Source organism: Algoriphagus formosus, assembly GCF_002807035.1.
Lineage (GTDB): Bacteria > Bacteroidota > Bacteroidia > Cytophagales > Cyclobacteriaceae > Algoriphagus > Algoriphagus formosus.
On the sequence record NZ_NIUC01000004.1, the window covers coordinates 172690 to 188892 of the forward strand.

Genomic DNA, 16203 nt, shown 5'->3' on the forward strand with positions numbered 1-16203 from the left:
TGATTACTTTATTTAATGAATGTCCGTTTTCTTACCAGTGCTGAAATTATGCGGCTAAGATTCTGCGAAATTGATCGATTTATGCTATCATCCGTCATCTGACATCGGACATCCGGCTAGATTAGCAAAGAAAATTTGGTTATTGGAATCATTGCGGATAATCATACTTTATTTAAGTAATTAAATTTTTGATTGTCAATTCATTGTATTCTGTAAAAATCTCCGTTAAGCATTGTTTACTCCAGATTTGGAAATGACTTTTTTGACCAAGGGACCGATGGATAATCCCTGAACAATGATGGAGAAAATCACAATGAGGTAGGTAATGGTCAAAAATAATTCCCGTCCCATCTGCGGTTCGAGTGAAAGTGCCAAGGCGATGGAAATGCCACCCCGTATACCTCCCCAGGTCATGATCAGATTCGTTTTTGGGATAAAGTCCAACTTCTTTTGAAATAGGGCAACTGGTCCAGAAAGGGCAACAAATCTTGACAGAAGCGAAATCACGATTCCAAACACTCCAAAAATCACATAGGTGCTATCAAGCGAAACGATTAATAATTCTAAGCCGATCAATACAAATAGTAGTGCATTGAGTAAGACGTCGATTAGCTCCCAGAATTTATCTACATAGTTTTGGGTGTTGGGCGACCAGGCGATTTCAGGGGACTTGTTGCCAATGAAAATTCCCGCCACGACCACTGCAAGAGGTCCTGAAACATGCAGATAATGAGCCAAAGCTGATATTCCCATCACCAGAGCTAGTGTGATCATCACTTCGGTCTCGAAATTGTCGATCGCTTTCATTAGTCTGAAAGCCAACCAACCGGCAATCAACCCAAGAGCTATTCCTCCGATAACTTCTTCAACGAACAGTAATCCGACATCCCCAAATGACATCGAATCCAGGCCTTGTTGGGCGATTTTGAAAATCACAATAAAAACTACGACGCCCACTCCATCATTGAAAAGTGACTCACCCACGATCTTGGTTTCTAGTTTTTTGGGTGCATTGGCTTCTTTCAAAATACCTAAAACTGCAATCGGGTCTGTCGGGGAAATCAAGGCTCCAAATAGCAAGCAGTAGATGTAATCAATGGGATAGCTGAATGCAAGGAACAAATAGTACATCAGCGTCCCGATCAGAAAAGTAGAAATTACCACTCCGATAGTGGCAAAGAGCGCAATAGGACCTTTCTGTCTTTTAAGAGCATCTAATTTGGTGTGAAGGGCTCCCGCAAAAAGCAAAAAACTCAGCATCACATCGAGTAGAACCGTTTCAAAATCGATGGAATTGATCAGTAAATTGGCTTCCTCCAGAATAAAAGGGTTGAAGGAACCTAGGATATAAACTGCTATAGTGAAAACGATGGCAATGATCATCAAACCTATCGTGAAGGGAAGCTTTAGAAATTTTGTATTGATAAAAGCAAAACCAGCTGAAAGAATGGTCAGAATCGTGATGATATTGAAAATGTTCATGGCGATTTGTATTTAAGAATTCCAAAATACAAGCATTTATTGAATGGACTTTAAATTTCGGTGGGAAAGGTGTAAACAAAAAAGCACTGACCATTTAAGTGCCAGTGCTTTTATTACTTCATTGATTAATTTTTAGATGGATGCTTTCAATCTATTTTGCTTTTTGAGTCCGCGATTGATTTTTGGGACCGCATTTTCAAGGACATCATCCCGCTCATCTTGAAGTTTAGATTTCATAGATTGATAGTAGTCAAATTGGAGTTTTTGGTCAGTCGTCCAAGGTCCGATATAGTCACCTATTTCAGAATACAGTGATCGGATTCTTCGGCTTAATTCTCCGTATTTTCTGCTGATTTCCTTCAGGGGTGCAGCGGTACTTTTATCATAAGAAATTCCGTCCTTTTCCAATTTCTCGAGTTGATCATCAAGTTTATTGATGGTTGTTTGATCCTGGGATACTTCAGCATAAAGGGCCAAAACCTCCATTTGTGATGCAGTCCATTCTTTTCGGATATCTATCGGAATATTCAATCTTGGATCATCGCTGACCTGAAACTTTTGCTCCTGTAATTTTCCATTGACTTCCAGTTTGGCAGTGTAGAGCCCAGGTAAAACATAAGGACCTGAAATTCTACCTCGTCCTGTGCCTGATGTCTCGGTTTGGTATCGGAGATTCCACATTACGCGATGCAATCCTGCTTTAGTTGGTGTTTTGACTTCATCCACTATTTTTCCATTCGCATCTAGAATCGTCAGTTTGATCGCATCAGAAGAGACTGATTCTCGAAGATAGAAATCAATAGCTGCTCCGAAATCAGGATTTTCGCCTCGGTAGTACATATCTCCTGTATGCGCTCCATCTCGAGAATAATTAATGATTTCTGCCTCAGCGATGGAGAAGAGTGCGGCATCCTGCTTTAAGACCTCGGGAGTCATTTCCTGAAGTGCATTTACATGGTCAAGAATCCATACTCCACGTCCGTGTGTACCCAAAACCAAATCATTATCTCGGGGATGAATTACCAAGTCATTGAATGGGAGGGTAGGCATATTGCTTTTGAGTTCTACCCAATTCTTTCCCTGATCGATACTAATGAATAGTCCAAGCTCTGTTCCCAAATAGAGTAGATTCGGGTTTTTTGGATCTTCTCTTAGGGTTCTGGCAACTCGATTTTCCGGTAAATTCCCTTCTATGGATTTCCAGGTTTTACCATAATCATCGGTTTGGTAGATGTAATTATTGAAATCATCATTCCGATAGTTATTGATAGCGACATAGGCTCTTCCGGCTTGATGAGACGATGGCTCAATGGTATTGATCCAGGTTTCTTTGGGTAATCCCGCAAGTTGGGAAGTTACATCATTCCATATCTGTCCATCATCCCAAGAGACTTGAAGCAATCCGTCGTCTGTTCCGGCATACAGCATGCCGGGTTTGAATAAATCTTCAGCCACAGCGGTGAGGGTGGGGTAGTAGGGGATTCCATCATCCAATGAAGCTGTGTTTTCATCAGGCCTTTGTCCCATGATCAGGAGTTCCCGACGATTCACTTTGGTTGTCAGATCTCCCAGTGAAGTCCAGGTCGCTCCATTGTCGGTACTTTTCCAAAGTACATTGGTACCCGCATAGATCGTATTGGCATCATGGTGGGATAGGAAAAATGGACCATCCCAGTTGGCAGGTGCCATGGCATTGCCAAGTTCTGGTTCCGGAATCCCAGGTCCCCAGGCATCCCAATTTCTTCTAGCGCCGATTTTCCCTTGTGGATCTCCTGGACGGATATCTTGACGTTGTCCCGTTTTCATATTGAGTCGGGAAAGTCCCAAATATTGGGACTCGGTATAGACTACATCCGGGTCATTTCGATCGACTAGGTTTAAGAAACCATCTCCGCCTCCCAGTCGTCTCCAGTCCTCATTGATAATTCCGTTAGCTCGGTAAGTTTCGCTTGGGCCAACCCAGCTGCCATTGTCCTGAAGGCCTCCGTACACATTGTAAGGTTTGGCATTGTCAACCGCTATTCGATAATATTGGCTTACTGGTAAATTGCTGATAAATAGCCATTTGATTCCACGATCATAAGAAATTCCAATACCTCCATCATCACCTTTGATGACATGTCTGGAGTCTTTTGGATTGACCCAAAGAATCCGATCATCACCGTGTAAGGATTGGCGGGGAGCGATAAATGTTCTACCGCTATCACTGGAATAGCTGTATTGGTTCATCATGTAAATGCGAGACTCATCGCTGGGATCCACTAGTGGTTGCGAAGCGTACATTGGTCGAGGATTCCAATCACTCATGAGTTCCCAACTTTCGCCCTTGTCCTTGCTTCGATATAGACCCGCCCGACGCTCATTGTAGGCGGTGGAAGCATTGTATTGATAGCCTTGCTCTAAGGAAATATACACTACTTCAGGATTGCTTCGATAAATAGAGATTCCTATTCGGCCGTAATCTCCTTCAGGAAGTCCGTTTTTCAGTTCTTTCCAGGTTTTGCCTCCATCTGTAGATTTATGAAGCCCGCTACCAGGTCCTCCTCCGTGAAAACCATAGGGTTTTCTTCTTCTTTGGTAGGTGGCTGCATAGAGGATGTTTGGGTCTGAAGGGTCCATGGCCACATCGGTGACACCGGTATCTTCATTTACATAAATGATTCGCTCCCAGGTTTTGCCGCCATCTTTGGTTTGGTAAAGTCCTCGCTCTTCATTGGGGCCCCAAAGGTGACCGATGGCAGCGACGTATGCGACCAAGGTATCCGTGGGATGAAGTACGATTCGACCGATATGATGAGAGTCTTTTAATCCTACATTTTCCCAATTCTTACCGCCATCATGTGACTTGTAAACCCCGTCTCCCCAGGAAGAGCTTTGGCGATTGGCCCGCTCCCCTGTACCAACCCAGACGATGTTGGGATGCTTTTGGTGAAGGGCTATGGCACCTACTGAGTGAGTCCCTTCATTTTCAAAAACAGGCTCAAAGCTGACACCATTATTGGTTGTCTTCCAGACTCCACCGGTGGCAGTGGCAGCATAAAAGGTGTAAGGGTCAGATTCGAGTACTGCCAGGTCTACAATTCGACCGCTCATGGTAGCAGGCCCAATATTTCGAAGTGGGAGCCCGTTTAGTAATTCGCTTGTAAGTTCTTGGCTTTGACTAGTCATCGAAAACCCTAGGCAAAGCAAGAGTAAGAGGTATTTATTTTTCATGTGAATATATTTCTGCTCAAGGTGGAAATTAAGCAGCCTGTGTCAGAGTACAAATTCTTTTTGAGGAATGGTGACTTCTAGATATGTCCATAGCTCAAATCAAAGCCATAGCTTTTTCTAATAAATTTTAATCTTGCTGGTAAGGACTGTATTTAAAGTCTGAATTTAGGGCAAATGACGTATAGGTAAGTAACTCCTTTTAAATCAACTTTGGCAAGGATTTAAACACTATTCAAAATGAATAAAAGGACTTTTAACTGGATTTGGATTATTGCAATAGGTCTTGTGATGCTCTCCTGTGCGGATGGAGAAGATATGGAGCCAGATGATAATCAGCAGCTGACCAATGACTTGAATTTTCTCTTTACACTTTCGGGAGATGAAAGTCGCTATGTAATGGAAATCGATGGGGTAGAGGTGAGTAATTATGCTGAGATTCTCAATACTCTCAATACAGACAAGTCTATTTCCATCAATTTTTGGGGGCCAAGTGACTTCAATTTCGCTGCAATCAACTCAATTCCCTTGGGAACCGGAACTTATGAAGCAGGACATGACTTGGGGCCCGGTAATGGTACTTTTGGAAACAATCTCTTTATGATGGCTTTTGTAAAAAAGGAGGGAACAAAGTATTATGCTTATTCAGCGCATATGGATTCTTAGAAGAGGAAAGAATTCCGGGTTCCTCTGCGACAGTCAAGGTTATCACTTTTGAGGGAAAGCAGACGACCTACAACTTTATGAATGGAACCTTCAGCCAATTCATCGGGACGGTGGAAGGTCAGTTTGCAGGTACTTTTAAAACAAAAGATGGTAAGGAAGTGAAGGTGACCAAGGGGCAATTTAGAATAGTCCAAAAACTTCCTCCAGGAGCAGAAGAGGTTGAATAATTCGAAAAATAACAAGAGACTGTCTCAAAAGTAAAGTTTGTCACATTGAGCGAAGTCGAAATGTTGTCCAGAATACTGGAAATGGCCTTCGACTCCGCTCAGCCTGACAAAAAAACGTTTATGAGACAGCCTCTTTTTTTCCTTTTTAAGACTATTGAAAAAGTCTTGGAGCGAATTGACTTAGGTAGACTCTCCAGTTTCTCCAAATATGCCCGCCTTCGCTTTCTACATATTCATATGGCATGTTCATGGAGTCAAGTTTGGCTCTATATTCCTTATTGGCATCGTAGAGAAAATCTGTTTTTCCAATGGCAATCCAATACAGTTTGTAGCCATTGTCCATTTGCTGTTGAAGGGTTTGGTCAAAATTGCTGTAGACCTTTCCTGTAGCATCTTCCCGCGGCATAATTGCTGCCGAAAAGAGTCCCATGTAATCAAATGTGTTCGGATAATACCTTGAAATATGCAAGGTGTGATAGCCACCCATTGATAGCCCTGCAATGGCTCTATTCTCTTTATTTGCTTTTACTCGATAATTATTTTCCACAAACTTGATGATATCCTCAAAAGCCCCTTCATAGGTTCCATCCATTGTTTTTGGGATCATAAAGGCAGGTTTGTAGAAGTTTCGGATACCTTCTCCCGGAGCACCATCTTGGATCACATTTCCATTTGGCATCACTACAATCATGGGTTTGGCTTTTCCCTGGGCAATCAGATTATCTAGGATCTGAGCAGTGCGACCCAAGGAAATCCAAGCTTCCTCGTCTCCACCTGCTCCGTGCAGTAAATAGAGAACAGGGTAGTCTTCGGTTGATTTTTCATAGCCAGGAGGAGTATAGACAGTGATCCTTCTATCCATCCCTAACCCCGGTGAATCATACCATCTGCGAGTGACCGAGCCATGCGGGATGTCATTTGTCTTATAAAGTTCCGCATGACCACCTCCGATAATGAAAATATTCGTAGAGCTAGCTACATCGCGGATCAAAAAGGGATTGTTGGGGTCAGTGGTTCGAAAGCCATCAATAAGAAAGGCATAATTATACAATTCCGGTCCTAATTTTTCGGTGGTGTAGGTCCAGACGCCATTTTCATCCTTAGATAAAGATGCTTTGCCTGGTCCGTCCATTTCACCCATAGGGGTTTCCATCTTTACCGTAGGTAAAAAGTCACCGGTTATTTCTACCGCATCGGCATTTGGTGCAAAAAGCCGGAATGTCACCGAATTGTCCTCATGAACTTCAGGTGAGATGATTTGCTGAGCATTGAATAAGGCTTCCTGAGCAGTCGAACTCAGTATGAGTGCGAAAAGGAAATTTGAGAGTAGGATTAGTTTTTTCATGGATTACGAGATCTATTGTTTCATTTTGGAAAAATAGAAAAAACTCTTTTGAAAACCTATCATCATAAATTGTCAAATTCAAATTTCAAAAAATGAGATTTCTTTTGAACCATCATTCGATTTGAAAGACAAGGTTTTCTGAAAAGAAAGGAAGTGCTTTAGTCTGAATTCGTTCTGCGATACGATTGAGGTGATCACCCTCATAACTCTCATAAAAATGCGGGACTTGATAGGATTCCAGCAGCTCGTGCAACTTTTTTGTGGCCTCGCTGATTCCTCGGTCTTGCAAGCCAGCATCCATACCGATCGCCTTAAGTTTTTTTAGGTTTAGGACATATTGATCCACATAATTCAGTGTTCGGTTCGCTATGATCTTATTGATTACTTCCTGTCGAGGCTCCCCATCTTTTGCTGGAAGGTCAAGGTAGAGTGGTGGATTTTGTGGGTTTGGAGCAAAAGCCGCAGAAGTGGCCAAAGCTGCTATTTCGAAGAAGGAAGTTTCTGCCAATTGATCCGGAGTAAGACTTTCGAGTTTTTTCATTAATTCTGCATTGGTTGACGCAGCTCCATCCATGCAGCAAGGGCTCAATGCGTAAATGGCCGCATAGACATTTGGGTTTTTCATACCTAATCGCAAGGTGCCATAGCCTCCCATGGAGTGGCCAGCTAGTCCTCGGCTATTTTTGTCTGGGATGGTTCGGTAGTTTTTGTCCATATAGCTGACCAATTCTTGGGTGACGAAAGTTTCCCAATCTCCTATGGTAGCCGAACTCGCATACATACTTCCTTTGAATTTATTGTAGGCATTGGGCATGACCACAATCATTTCTTTGGAAAGTCCCTGTTCTATGGATTGCTCAATGACATCTTGCAGGTTGATCCAGTGGTCTTCCCAACCAAACCACTGAGAGTCGGTATCAGTGAATCCGTGAAGCATGTATAGCACGGGAAAACGCCGGTCTGGATTAGAGGCATAGGAGGGTGGAAGGTAAACAGTGACATCTCGCTCGGCAGGATCGCCGATGAGATTGCCTTCTAGAGCTTGACTGTGGATTTTGATTCGTTCTTTAGTTCCTTTTTGAGCATTTACAAAGGAGAAACTCATCATCACTAGAGCGGTGAGGAAAAGTAGTTTTTTCATGGTTTTAATGGGTTTAAGGTAGATTAAAAGTAGGTTTTATCGAGAGATTGGCAAAGGGTATTTATAAATACGGATTTAGACTGATATTCGCTTTTTTGATAAAGATTTACTTAAATTCAATCGTTTAACACTTTTAATTTCCCAAATGAAAAAAATCATCCTCCTTTCGTTTTTTGTTATTCTGACGACTTTTCCCGCTTTTTCCCAATATCAAATTATCACAGGTGGCTGGATTTATGATACCGATACCAAAGCTTTCAAAAAGAACTCCGCCATTTATCTAGTCAATGGATTGTTTGGGACTGGCAGTGAAAATATCACCAACTGGCAGGTCAAGAAGCTTTCAGACGATGATTATATCCTGCCGGGCTTGATCGACCTGCATGCCCACTATCGGGTAAGCTATGAAGGAAAGGCCTATGATGATACGGTAGCCATGCCAAAGATCTTTTTGGCAAATGGGGTCACGAGCACTTTTCCTGCAGGTGAGATTGAGCCTGAAAAAATGTGGGATTTGCAGAGAAAAATAGATGCTGGGCAAATGCCTGGGCCAAGAATTTTACACTCAGGGCCTTATTTTGGTACTGCTGCAGCAGATTGGAGCCCGGATATTTCAGAGTCTCAAATCAGGCAACGGGTAGATGAGTGGGCCAGTCGGGGCGCTTATGGGTTTAAAGCCAAGGGGGTAAATGCAGAGCAACTCCAAGTCTTGATTGATCAGGCTCACAAGCATGGACTGACTGTTACCGGGCATTTGAATTCGGGCTATCGAAACTCCGTCAATCCTCAAGAAGCCATTGAAATGGGAATCGATCGCGTCGAGCATTTTCTTGGAGGTAGATTGTTGGCTGACTCGGTGGACGCTTATCAAAGTTTAAAGTCGCTGGATCCCTCAGACCCAAGGTTGGATGAGATTATTCAGTTGTACATTGGCAATGGGGTTTATTTTGACGCCACCTTGGCTACCTATGGAGCCATAGGCATTGTTGACTCTCCGATATTCTTTGATTTTGCGATTGAGAATGAATATTTCACCCCTTTTACTCGTGAGATCATCCGATCCAAGTCAGCTTCGGCTTTTAATGAACTTTGTGCTTTGATCTATCCGGTGAAGCAGCAAACACTCAAGCGCTTTTATGATGCCGGCGGCTTAATCACCGTGGGTACTGACCGACCGCTACTTTTAGATAATTATCTGGGTGGGGGAATCGGTGGGTTTTTCATCCATCGGGAAATGGCAGCCATGGTTGAGATCGGGATTCCTGCTGGAGAGGTGATTTATTTAGCTACTCAACAAAATGCGGAGGCTCTTAGAATAGCTGACAAAGCGGGTAGCATCAGCCCCGGCAAATGGGCAGATATGATGATTATTCGTGGCAATCCCATTGAAGATATCAACCGAACCCGCAGCGTACATACGGTCGTAAAAGCCGGAAAATTTTACTCATCCCATGATTTAAAAAATGCAGCAAAAGGGAAGTTGGGGCCGCAGGAATGATATGGGTTAAAACACAATTACCAATTTGATAATTACCCAATCTTTCTTATTTACTGTTTCTAAAGGAGCTAAATCTTATTTTATTTCTCGAAGTATCTAGGTTGAAGCATAGGATCATCCTCGTTACTTAGCAGCTTAAATAGAATGGGGTCTCGCAAAATTTGAGTGACGGACAGCTCCATTCCATCCACCATCACTGTTTGACCCATGAGACGTATTCCATGGCTGTAATCCACATACCAGTCCACGTGCCCCGCATAGACTGGCTGAATGGGTTTTCCATCCAATTGATGCCAGCCATAGATAATAACTTTATTGGATAAGTCACTGAGTTGATGGGATAGAATAATGTCCTTTTTGATTCCGGCGATTAGTTGGCCGTTTTGCCCACCTGCTTCCTTTTTTTGCAATTCGATCTGGTTGTTGTGTTCGACAAATTTTTCTACGCTTTCATTTTGATTACCCACTGGTTTGTAAAAAAATGGAGCCAATTTGATGGTGGCATGATCGTAAATATGATCGCTGATTTTTGCCGTAATCAACGATCCTCCAAATAAATCAGCAAGTTTTTGAGCTGTATGAGGATTCATGGGGATTCGGCAATAATCTTCATTTGAACCTACCGCTAAATAGTCGGGCATAGCCTGGTAAATCACTTCATGCTCTTCTCCTAATGCATCTTCAAAATCACCTCTAATAATCACTAGTTTTCTTAAAAAATCAGGCATATTGCCTGAGGATAAGGCCTTATAGATTTCCTCCTCTCGCTCAGAAAGAGGCAGAGAACTGATTCGGTGCATAAACTCTGAACCCGTTTCTGCATTTGCTTTTCTTTCAGGAATTTTAAGAAGGGTTTCTTTGATTTGGCTTAAAACACTCATCGAAAAATATAATGAAATGAATAGGATTAATGGGAGCTTTTTCTTCATGTGTTAAATATGGTGCGTTTCTATTTGAAACTGATTTTTCGATTTATTTTTTATTTAAAAGAAGTTTATAGGATTTAAAAATTGGATGTGTTTTTTTTGCCCAAAAATCTAACTTATCCACCACAATGAAAAATTATCGCAAACCTCAAATTTGGAATTTAACCTACCTATTATTTACTATCTTCTTTTTTGCTTGTACTGAATCTGAAGATCCTCAAATTCCTGCTGAAGAAGAGTTAGAAGATTCACTCTATTTCGATTTGACAATTGATGGAAAAAATTTCCGCACTGAAATCCCTGAAGCAGACCTGGTTCCAAACACAGGCTTTGAAAAAAATGATTCAGGGAACCCAGGGATAAATGCCATGTTTTACAATTTCTTTGATTATTCTATTTCAATTTTGATGAACCGCGACTGTGGTACTGAGGAGAACAGGGATTGTATTGATTTGATCATTTTTAGATCAAACCCTCTTAGTGTAGGAAATTTTGCAAATGAATTTACAAATGGACTTTTAGTTGGAGGTGATACCTATGCTTTAAGCTATACTGGTCCCAATATTTCACCAGACCCCTCAGATCAAATGATCTCTATGGAAATCACAAAATTTGATGAGGAAATTAGTATTGTGGAAGGCACTCTTTCGGGAAGTTTTTACAAAGCAGGTGATACAACTCCAATACTTTATCCATTTAGTGCAAAATTTAGAATTTACATACAGAAGTTTTGACCTTTTGTTTTTTTAAATACTTGTAGATTTTAAATAGACCTTTCAACCTACTTAAGAAAAGTTGAAATTTTGAAAGAAAATGTGAAGATCTTATTTTCCATCGTCAATTTTTTGAATATCTTATTCAACTGTAACTTTACCAACTCATTCAATACCAGAAGCCGTGTCAAATAAAAACGTCAAAGTAGGCCTCGTTCAACTCAGTTGCTCTGGGGATGTGGCCGATAATATGAAGAAAACCATTGCAGGTATCCGTGAAGCAGCCAAAAAAGGCGCTCAGGTAGTGGTCTTGCAAGAGCTTTTTAGATCCCTCTACTTCTGCGATGTGGAGGATTATGAAAACTTCAAATTAGCGGAAGCCATTCCTGGACCTTCTACAGATTCCCTCGGTGCTTTGGCCAAAGAATTAGGAGTGGTGATTGTCGCTTCCCTTTTTGAAAAGCGGGCGGAAGGGCTTTATCATAACACTACAGCGGTTCTAGATGCTGACGGAACTTACCTTGGCAAATATCGAAAAATGCATATCCCGGACGATCCGGGCTATTTTGAGAAGTTTTACTTCACTCCGGGTGACTTGGGCTACAAGGTTTTTCCAACCAAATTCGGAAAGATCGGCGTCTTGATCTGTTGGGATCAGTGGTATCCGGAGGCTGCTCGAATTACAGCCTTGAAAGGCGCAGACTTTTTGGTGTATCCTACGGCCATCGGTTGGCATAAAGATCAGGACCAACTTACCAATGATGAGCAATATGGCGCTTGGCAAACGATTCAGCGCTCCCATGCCGTCGCTAATGGAGTTCCGGTAGTATCAGTCAATCGTACAGGCGTAGAAGGTGAGATGCAGTTTTGGGGAGGATCTTTTGTAGCCAACTCTTTTGGTCGGGTGGTGTACAAGGCTCCTCATCTCGAGGAAGAAGTGCATGTAGAGGAGCTGGACCTGACTGGTTCGGATCGATACCGTACGCATTGGCCTTTCCTCAGAGATCGCCGCATCGATAGTTACGAACCGATTACCAAGCGTTACCTAGACGAGGAATAAAGATGGCTGATGTATTTGAATTGGCTCGATCTGGAGCAGCAACTCCAGCCGAATTGGGCTATTATTTTCCAGCGGAATTTGCACCTCAAGAATCCATGTGGCTCTCTTGGCCCCATAAGGAAGCTAGCTGGCCGGGTAAAATTGAGAAGATTTTTGCGCCTTACTCCCAGTTTATCAAGGAAGTAGCCAAAGGCCAAAAAGTCAATATCAATGTGGCTGATGAAGCCATGAAGTCCTTTGCTTTGGCACATTTGGAAAAGGCTGAGGTGGATTTGAGCAAAATCGCTTTCCACTTTTTCCCAACCAATGATGCCTGGTGCCGGGACCATGGACCTGCCTTTGTGATCAATCCCCAAGCAGAACCGAAAAAAGCTATCGTCAAGTGGAACTACAATGCCTGGGGAGACAAGTATCCTCCGTATGATTTGGATAATCAGATTCCCATCCGGATAGCAGAGCATTTGGGTATTCCCTTTTTCAAACCCGGAATCGTCATGGAAGGCGGTTCGGTAGAATTCAACGGAAAAGGAACGCTACTCACTTCCACAGCCTGTCTGCTCAATGAAAACCGGAATCCTCACCTCAATCAAGCTCAAATTGAAAAATACCTCTGTGATTACTACGGGGTAAAGCATATTTTGTGGGTTGGTGATGGAATCATCGGAGACGACACCGACGGGCATATCGATGACATCACACGATTTGTGAATGAAGATACGGTGGTGACCGTGGTGGAGGAAAATGAAGCGGATGAAAACCACGAAATCCTGGCTGAAAACCTTGAGCTCCTTAAGAAAATGAGGCTTGAAAATGGCAAGCAACTTAACATTGTGGAGCTTCCCATGCCAAGTCCCGTGATTTGGGAAGATCAGCGACTTCCGGCTTCCTACGCCAATTTCTATATCGCCAATGAGGTGGTCGTGGTGCCGACTTTCCGGGATAAAAACGATCAAAAAGCCCTCGATATTCTGACGGATTGCTTTCCCGGCAGACGTGTGATCGGAATTGACAGTACCGATATCATCTGGGGACTTGGATCTTTTCATTGTCTGAGTCAGCAGGAACCGGCGGTGTAGTAGAAAGTTCATTAGTGCCTAAGCAGGAGGGTAGTCGAAGCAGAATGAGTAAAGTATTCCAATTGAGTGGCAGTTTGTAAATGGTAAGTAGTAAGTAGTGGGCGGTTTTAAGTGAGATAAGGGGTAAGTAGTAGGCATTGGTTTGCAGTTAACACAAATCACGAGCTGTGAGCGAATTTTAAGTACAGAAGGTTAATTTTTCGGCTATTTCAGAGCGAGAATCAGAAAGCTAAATTTTTTTAAGCGGCTGATTTCTCTGGATTCCTATTAAATAAGATTTTCGCTAAATTCATCGTTAGATTTTTTCAAGAATCGAAAAAAGATTAATTAATTTGGTAATTCGATGAAATATTTCGTTAGATTATGTTTTTTCAAATAAACTGAGGTTTTAGGGGGGGGGGCTTAAGCTATGGACTCAAAATAATATTCTGAAAAAATCCGTTTTTCAGATTGTACAATTCTAAGAATTCAAGTTTCTGATAATGAGTGATTTGGAAGTTTGAAAAAGACTCTTTAAAATCAACCATTCAATTAATTAGTTCAACACTTTAACCATTAACAACTATGAAAAAGTTAAAAGTTACATTTATGCTAGCATCTGCCCTTCTGTTTTTCGGAAGTGGTCAATTAATGGAAGCAAACGCACAATCGGATCCTAGGCATTATAGGGTTTATGATGAAGACCCAGACTTATGTACTTATGGGTGCTATGAACCTGGAGGCAATTGTTATTCAGAAGATCCTTTTGAGGAGCAGTTCGCCTGTGATTAAATTTTGCAGAGGAGGGTGAAAGCCCTCTTCTTTACTGAATCTATCTCAAAAAAAATGATCAAAAGATTTTTGACCCTAAGCCTTATTTTGTTAGGCCTTGTTTTCTTCTCATGCCAAGAGGAAGAAAAAACCAAACCACTTTCCTATCAACTCACCCATGCTTTTCGCCTAGTCGTAGAGGATCACCCACTTCGTACCTGGAGCCTACAAACCAAAGTTATCGATGGCGAAGAAAAGTTGTTTTTTGGGGATGTGCGAAGTAAAGACAATATCAAAGTTTTCAATATGGACAAAAAGGAATGGGAAGAGCCTATTCGATTTGAAAAAGAAGGGCCGGATGGAATAGGGACAATGAACGGATTTTATGTTCATACCTTGGATTCTATTTTTGTGGTGAACAGCTTTAGTTGGGAGATTCACCTGATGAATGGCAGTAAGAAGGTAAGAACCTACAATACCAAAGAAGGAATTCCTGCCATGGATCAAATAACCCCTTTTACCACCAATAATGCTATTTCAGGAATAATCAACGGGAAATTGATTTTTTATGGATTCCCGGAAGTCCCCTATCAGGGTTTGGACTATCATAACCGGGTGAAAATTGCCCAATCCATTGATTTAATATCCGGAGAAAATAAAGTTGGAATCGGATACCCTAAGGAATATCATAATAAATATTGGCCGATAGTAATTACACTTAACGATCAAACTACTAATGGCGAAGTGGTTTTCATCAATTTCCCATATAGTGACTCAGTTTATTTTTATAATGAAGAACTCAAAGAAGTTAATTCATTTAAATTTTCATCTGTTAAAAAGTCCCAAACCCCTTCTTTTGAGGATAATTCCGTAGCAAGAAATAGTGAGCTTGCATATTTTGAAGCATTAGGCCATGGTATATTTAGAGATGTCCTGGCTGAAAAGAATAGAGACTATTTATACAGAACCATATCCTATAGCAAAAGCGACCCGTCTTCTTTCTCTACCTATTCTGAATTCAAGCCAACCGCTGAGCGGAACCTATTGATTTATGATTTGAAGCAAGATACCTTTATCGGAGAGATTGACTTTCAAGAAGGTGAATTAGACCGGATTCCCATGATGTTTGTAGGGGAAAAAGGATTGTACCTCAGCAAGATGAGTGAAAAAGAGGAAGCTGTAGACTTTTATTTGTTGTCATGGGACGAGTAGGGTTTTGTTCTCTTTTATTCTTTCTGCTTCTAGCCTGTAATAAAAAGGGTAAAGACCAGGATTTAGAAGTGCTAGCTGAGAAATTCCCTCAAGCCAATCAGATCTTGTTTATCCCCCTTCAAAATTCCTGCAATTCCTGTCAGCAATCCGTAGGTGATTGGCTTGAAAGTAAGGCAACACTACTGGCTGATGATGTATTGGTTGTCCTTTCTGTAGAAGATAAATTTCTTTCTGCTGAATACCGGGACGAATACTTGAATGATTTTACCCTAATCCATTTTGATCCAGATAGGAAATACGTGAGGGAGAATATCCTAGATGGAAGTTTTCCGCTGTTTTCCATCACGCTTTGGAAGAAAAACGGGGAAACTTGGGAAAGAAGCGGATCAATAACACCCGGTCCCAGAACCTTGATAATTGAACAGTTGGAGATGCTTTTTGAAGTCTCAGATTAATTGTTTCACCGAGGTGTTGTATAAGAGGACCGATTTTTTGCACCAAACTCAACAGTTATATGAAAAATGATCCTTGACGCTATTTCAACCAGAATAGTAGGTTGCCTCAAATCTAGGCCAAAATGATCTAGGAATTAATTAAGCTTACCGGGATCCACTTAAGTCGTTGAAAATAAATAATATATGAATGAAAAGTGGTAAAAATATTTTTAGAATACTTCCAAGGTAGGCAATTCCATGTGCTTGACAGCACCGACATTATCTGGGGATTGGGTTCTTTTCATTGCTTGAGTCAACAGGAACCGTCGGTGTAGTAGAAAGTTCATTAGTGCCTAAGCAGGAGGGTAGTCGAAGCAGAATGAGTATAGTATTCCAATTGAGTGGTAGTTTGTAAATGGTAAGTAGTAAATAGTGGGCGGTTTTAAGTGAGATAAGAGGTAAG

Annotated in this window: 15 protein-coding genes; 10 read left to right on the top strand and 5 right to left on the bottom strand. The window is 41.7% G+C overall.

What is annotated here, in order from left to right:
* Positions 1–225: 225 nt before the first annotated feature.
* Both CDH51_RS18310 and CDH51_RS18315 read right to left on the bottom strand, forming a co-directional pair.
* Positions 226–1482 carry a cation:proton antiporter gene (locus CDH51_RS18310; RefSeq protein ID WP_100629995.1) on the bottom strand — a complete coding sequence of 419 codons (1257 nt, stop codon included), beginning with the start codon at positions 1480–1482 and terminating at the stop codon, positions 226–228.
* Between the two features lie 132 nt (positions 1483–1614).
* Positions 1615–4695: a VPS10 domain-containing protein gene (locus tag CDH51_RS18315; RefSeq protein WP_100629996.1), complete on the bottom strand. Its 3081-nt coding sequence runs from the start codon at positions 4693–4695 to the stop codon at positions 1615–1617.
* A 237-nt stretch (positions 4696–4932) separates the two neighbouring features.
* Here CDH51_RS18315 and CDH51_RS18320 point away from each other — a divergent pair, with 237 nt between their 5' ends.
* Together CDH51_RS18320 and CDH51_RS20120 are read left to right on the top strand one after the other, a co-directional pair.
* Entirely contained in the window at positions 4933–5358 is a 426-nt protein-coding gene (locus CDH51_RS18320) for a hypothetical protein (RefSeq protein ID WP_100629997.1), read from the top strand.
* Positions 5359–5435: 77 nt separating this feature from the next.
* Positions 5436–5585 carry a hypothetical protein gene (locus CDH51_RS20120; protein ID WP_157807166.1) on the top strand — a complete coding sequence of 50 codons (150 nt, stop codon included), beginning with the start codon at positions 5436–5438 and terminating at the stop codon, positions 5583–5585.
* A 151-nt stretch (positions 5586–5736) separates the two neighbouring features.
* On the opposite strand, the gene CDH51_RS18325 is transcribed toward CDH51_RS20120, so the two are convergent.
* Positions 5737–6930, bottom strand: a complete 1194-nt coding sequence (locus CDH51_RS18325; protein WP_100629998.1) for an esterase — start codon at positions 6928–6930, stop codon at positions 5737–5739.
* A 112-nt stretch (positions 6931–7042) separates the two neighbouring features.
* Positions 7043–8071, bottom strand: coding sequence for an alpha/beta hydrolase (locus CDH51_RS18330; RefSeq protein WP_100629999.1), 1029 nt, complete (start codon positions 8069–8071; stop codon positions 7043–7045).
* Positions 8072–8216: 145 nt separating this feature from the next.
* Here CDH51_RS18330 and CDH51_RS18335 point away from each other — a divergent pair, with 145 nt between their 5' ends.
* Positions 8217–9569 (top strand): amidohydrolase family protein, encoded by a 1353-nt coding sequence (locus CDH51_RS18335; RefSeq protein ID WP_100630000.1) that lies wholly within the window; start codon positions 8217–8219, stop codon positions 9567–9569.
* Between the two features lie 80 nt (positions 9570–9649).
* Here the strand turns inward: CDH51_RS18335 and CDH51_RS18340 are convergent, their stop codons facing one another.
* Positions 9650–10498 (bottom strand): hypothetical protein, encoded by an 849-nt coding sequence (locus CDH51_RS18340; RefSeq protein ID WP_157807167.1) that lies wholly within the window; start codon positions 10496–10498, stop codon positions 9650–9652.
* A 125-nt stretch (positions 10499–10623) separates the two neighbouring features.
* Here CDH51_RS18340 and CDH51_RS18345 point away from each other — a divergent pair, with 125 nt between their 5' ends.
* From CDH51_RS18345 to CDH51_RS20365, 7 genes are all read left to right on the top strand, one after another.
* Complete coding sequence (locus CDH51_RS18345; RefSeq protein ID WP_100630002.1) at positions 10624–11229, top strand: hypothetical protein; 606 nt, start codon at positions 10624–10626, stop codon at positions 11227–11229.
* Between the two features lie 163 nt (positions 11230–11392).
* A complete protein-coding gene (locus CDH51_RS18350; RefSeq protein WP_100630003.1) occupies positions 11393–12268 on the top strand; it encodes a carbon-nitrogen hydrolase in 876 nt (291 codons plus the stop codon).
* Positions 12269–12270: 2 nt separating this feature from the next.
* Entirely contained in the window at positions 12271–13344 is a 1074-nt protein-coding gene (locus CDH51_RS18355; protein ID WP_100630004.1) for an agmatine deiminase family protein, read from the top strand.
* A gap of 588 nt (positions 13345–13932) precedes the next feature.
* A complete protein-coding gene (locus CDH51_RS18360) occupies positions 13933–14115 on the top strand; it encodes a hypothetical protein (RefSeq protein WP_133391311.1) in 183 nt (60 codons plus the stop codon).
* Positions 14116–14169: 54 nt separating this feature from the next.
* On the top strand, positions 14170–15306 hold the full coding sequence (locus CDH51_RS18365) for a DUF4221 family protein (protein WP_133391312.1): 1137 nt from the start codon (positions 14170–14172) through the stop codon (positions 15304–15306).
* Positions 15294–15761, top strand: coding sequence for a hypothetical protein (locus CDH51_RS18370; RefSeq protein ID WP_100630007.1), 468 nt, complete (start codon positions 15294–15296; stop codon positions 15759–15761). The genes CDH51_RS18365 and CDH51_RS18370 overlap by 13 nt, the downstream gene beginning before the upstream one ends.
* A gap of 194 nt (positions 15762–15955) precedes the next feature.
* On the top strand, positions 15956–16075 hold the full coding sequence (locus tag CDH51_RS20365) for an agmatine deiminase family protein (RefSeq protein ID WP_262494524.1): 120 nt from the start codon (positions 15956–15958) through the stop codon (positions 16073–16075).
* The last annotated feature ends 128 nt before the right edge of the window (positions 16076–16203 follow it).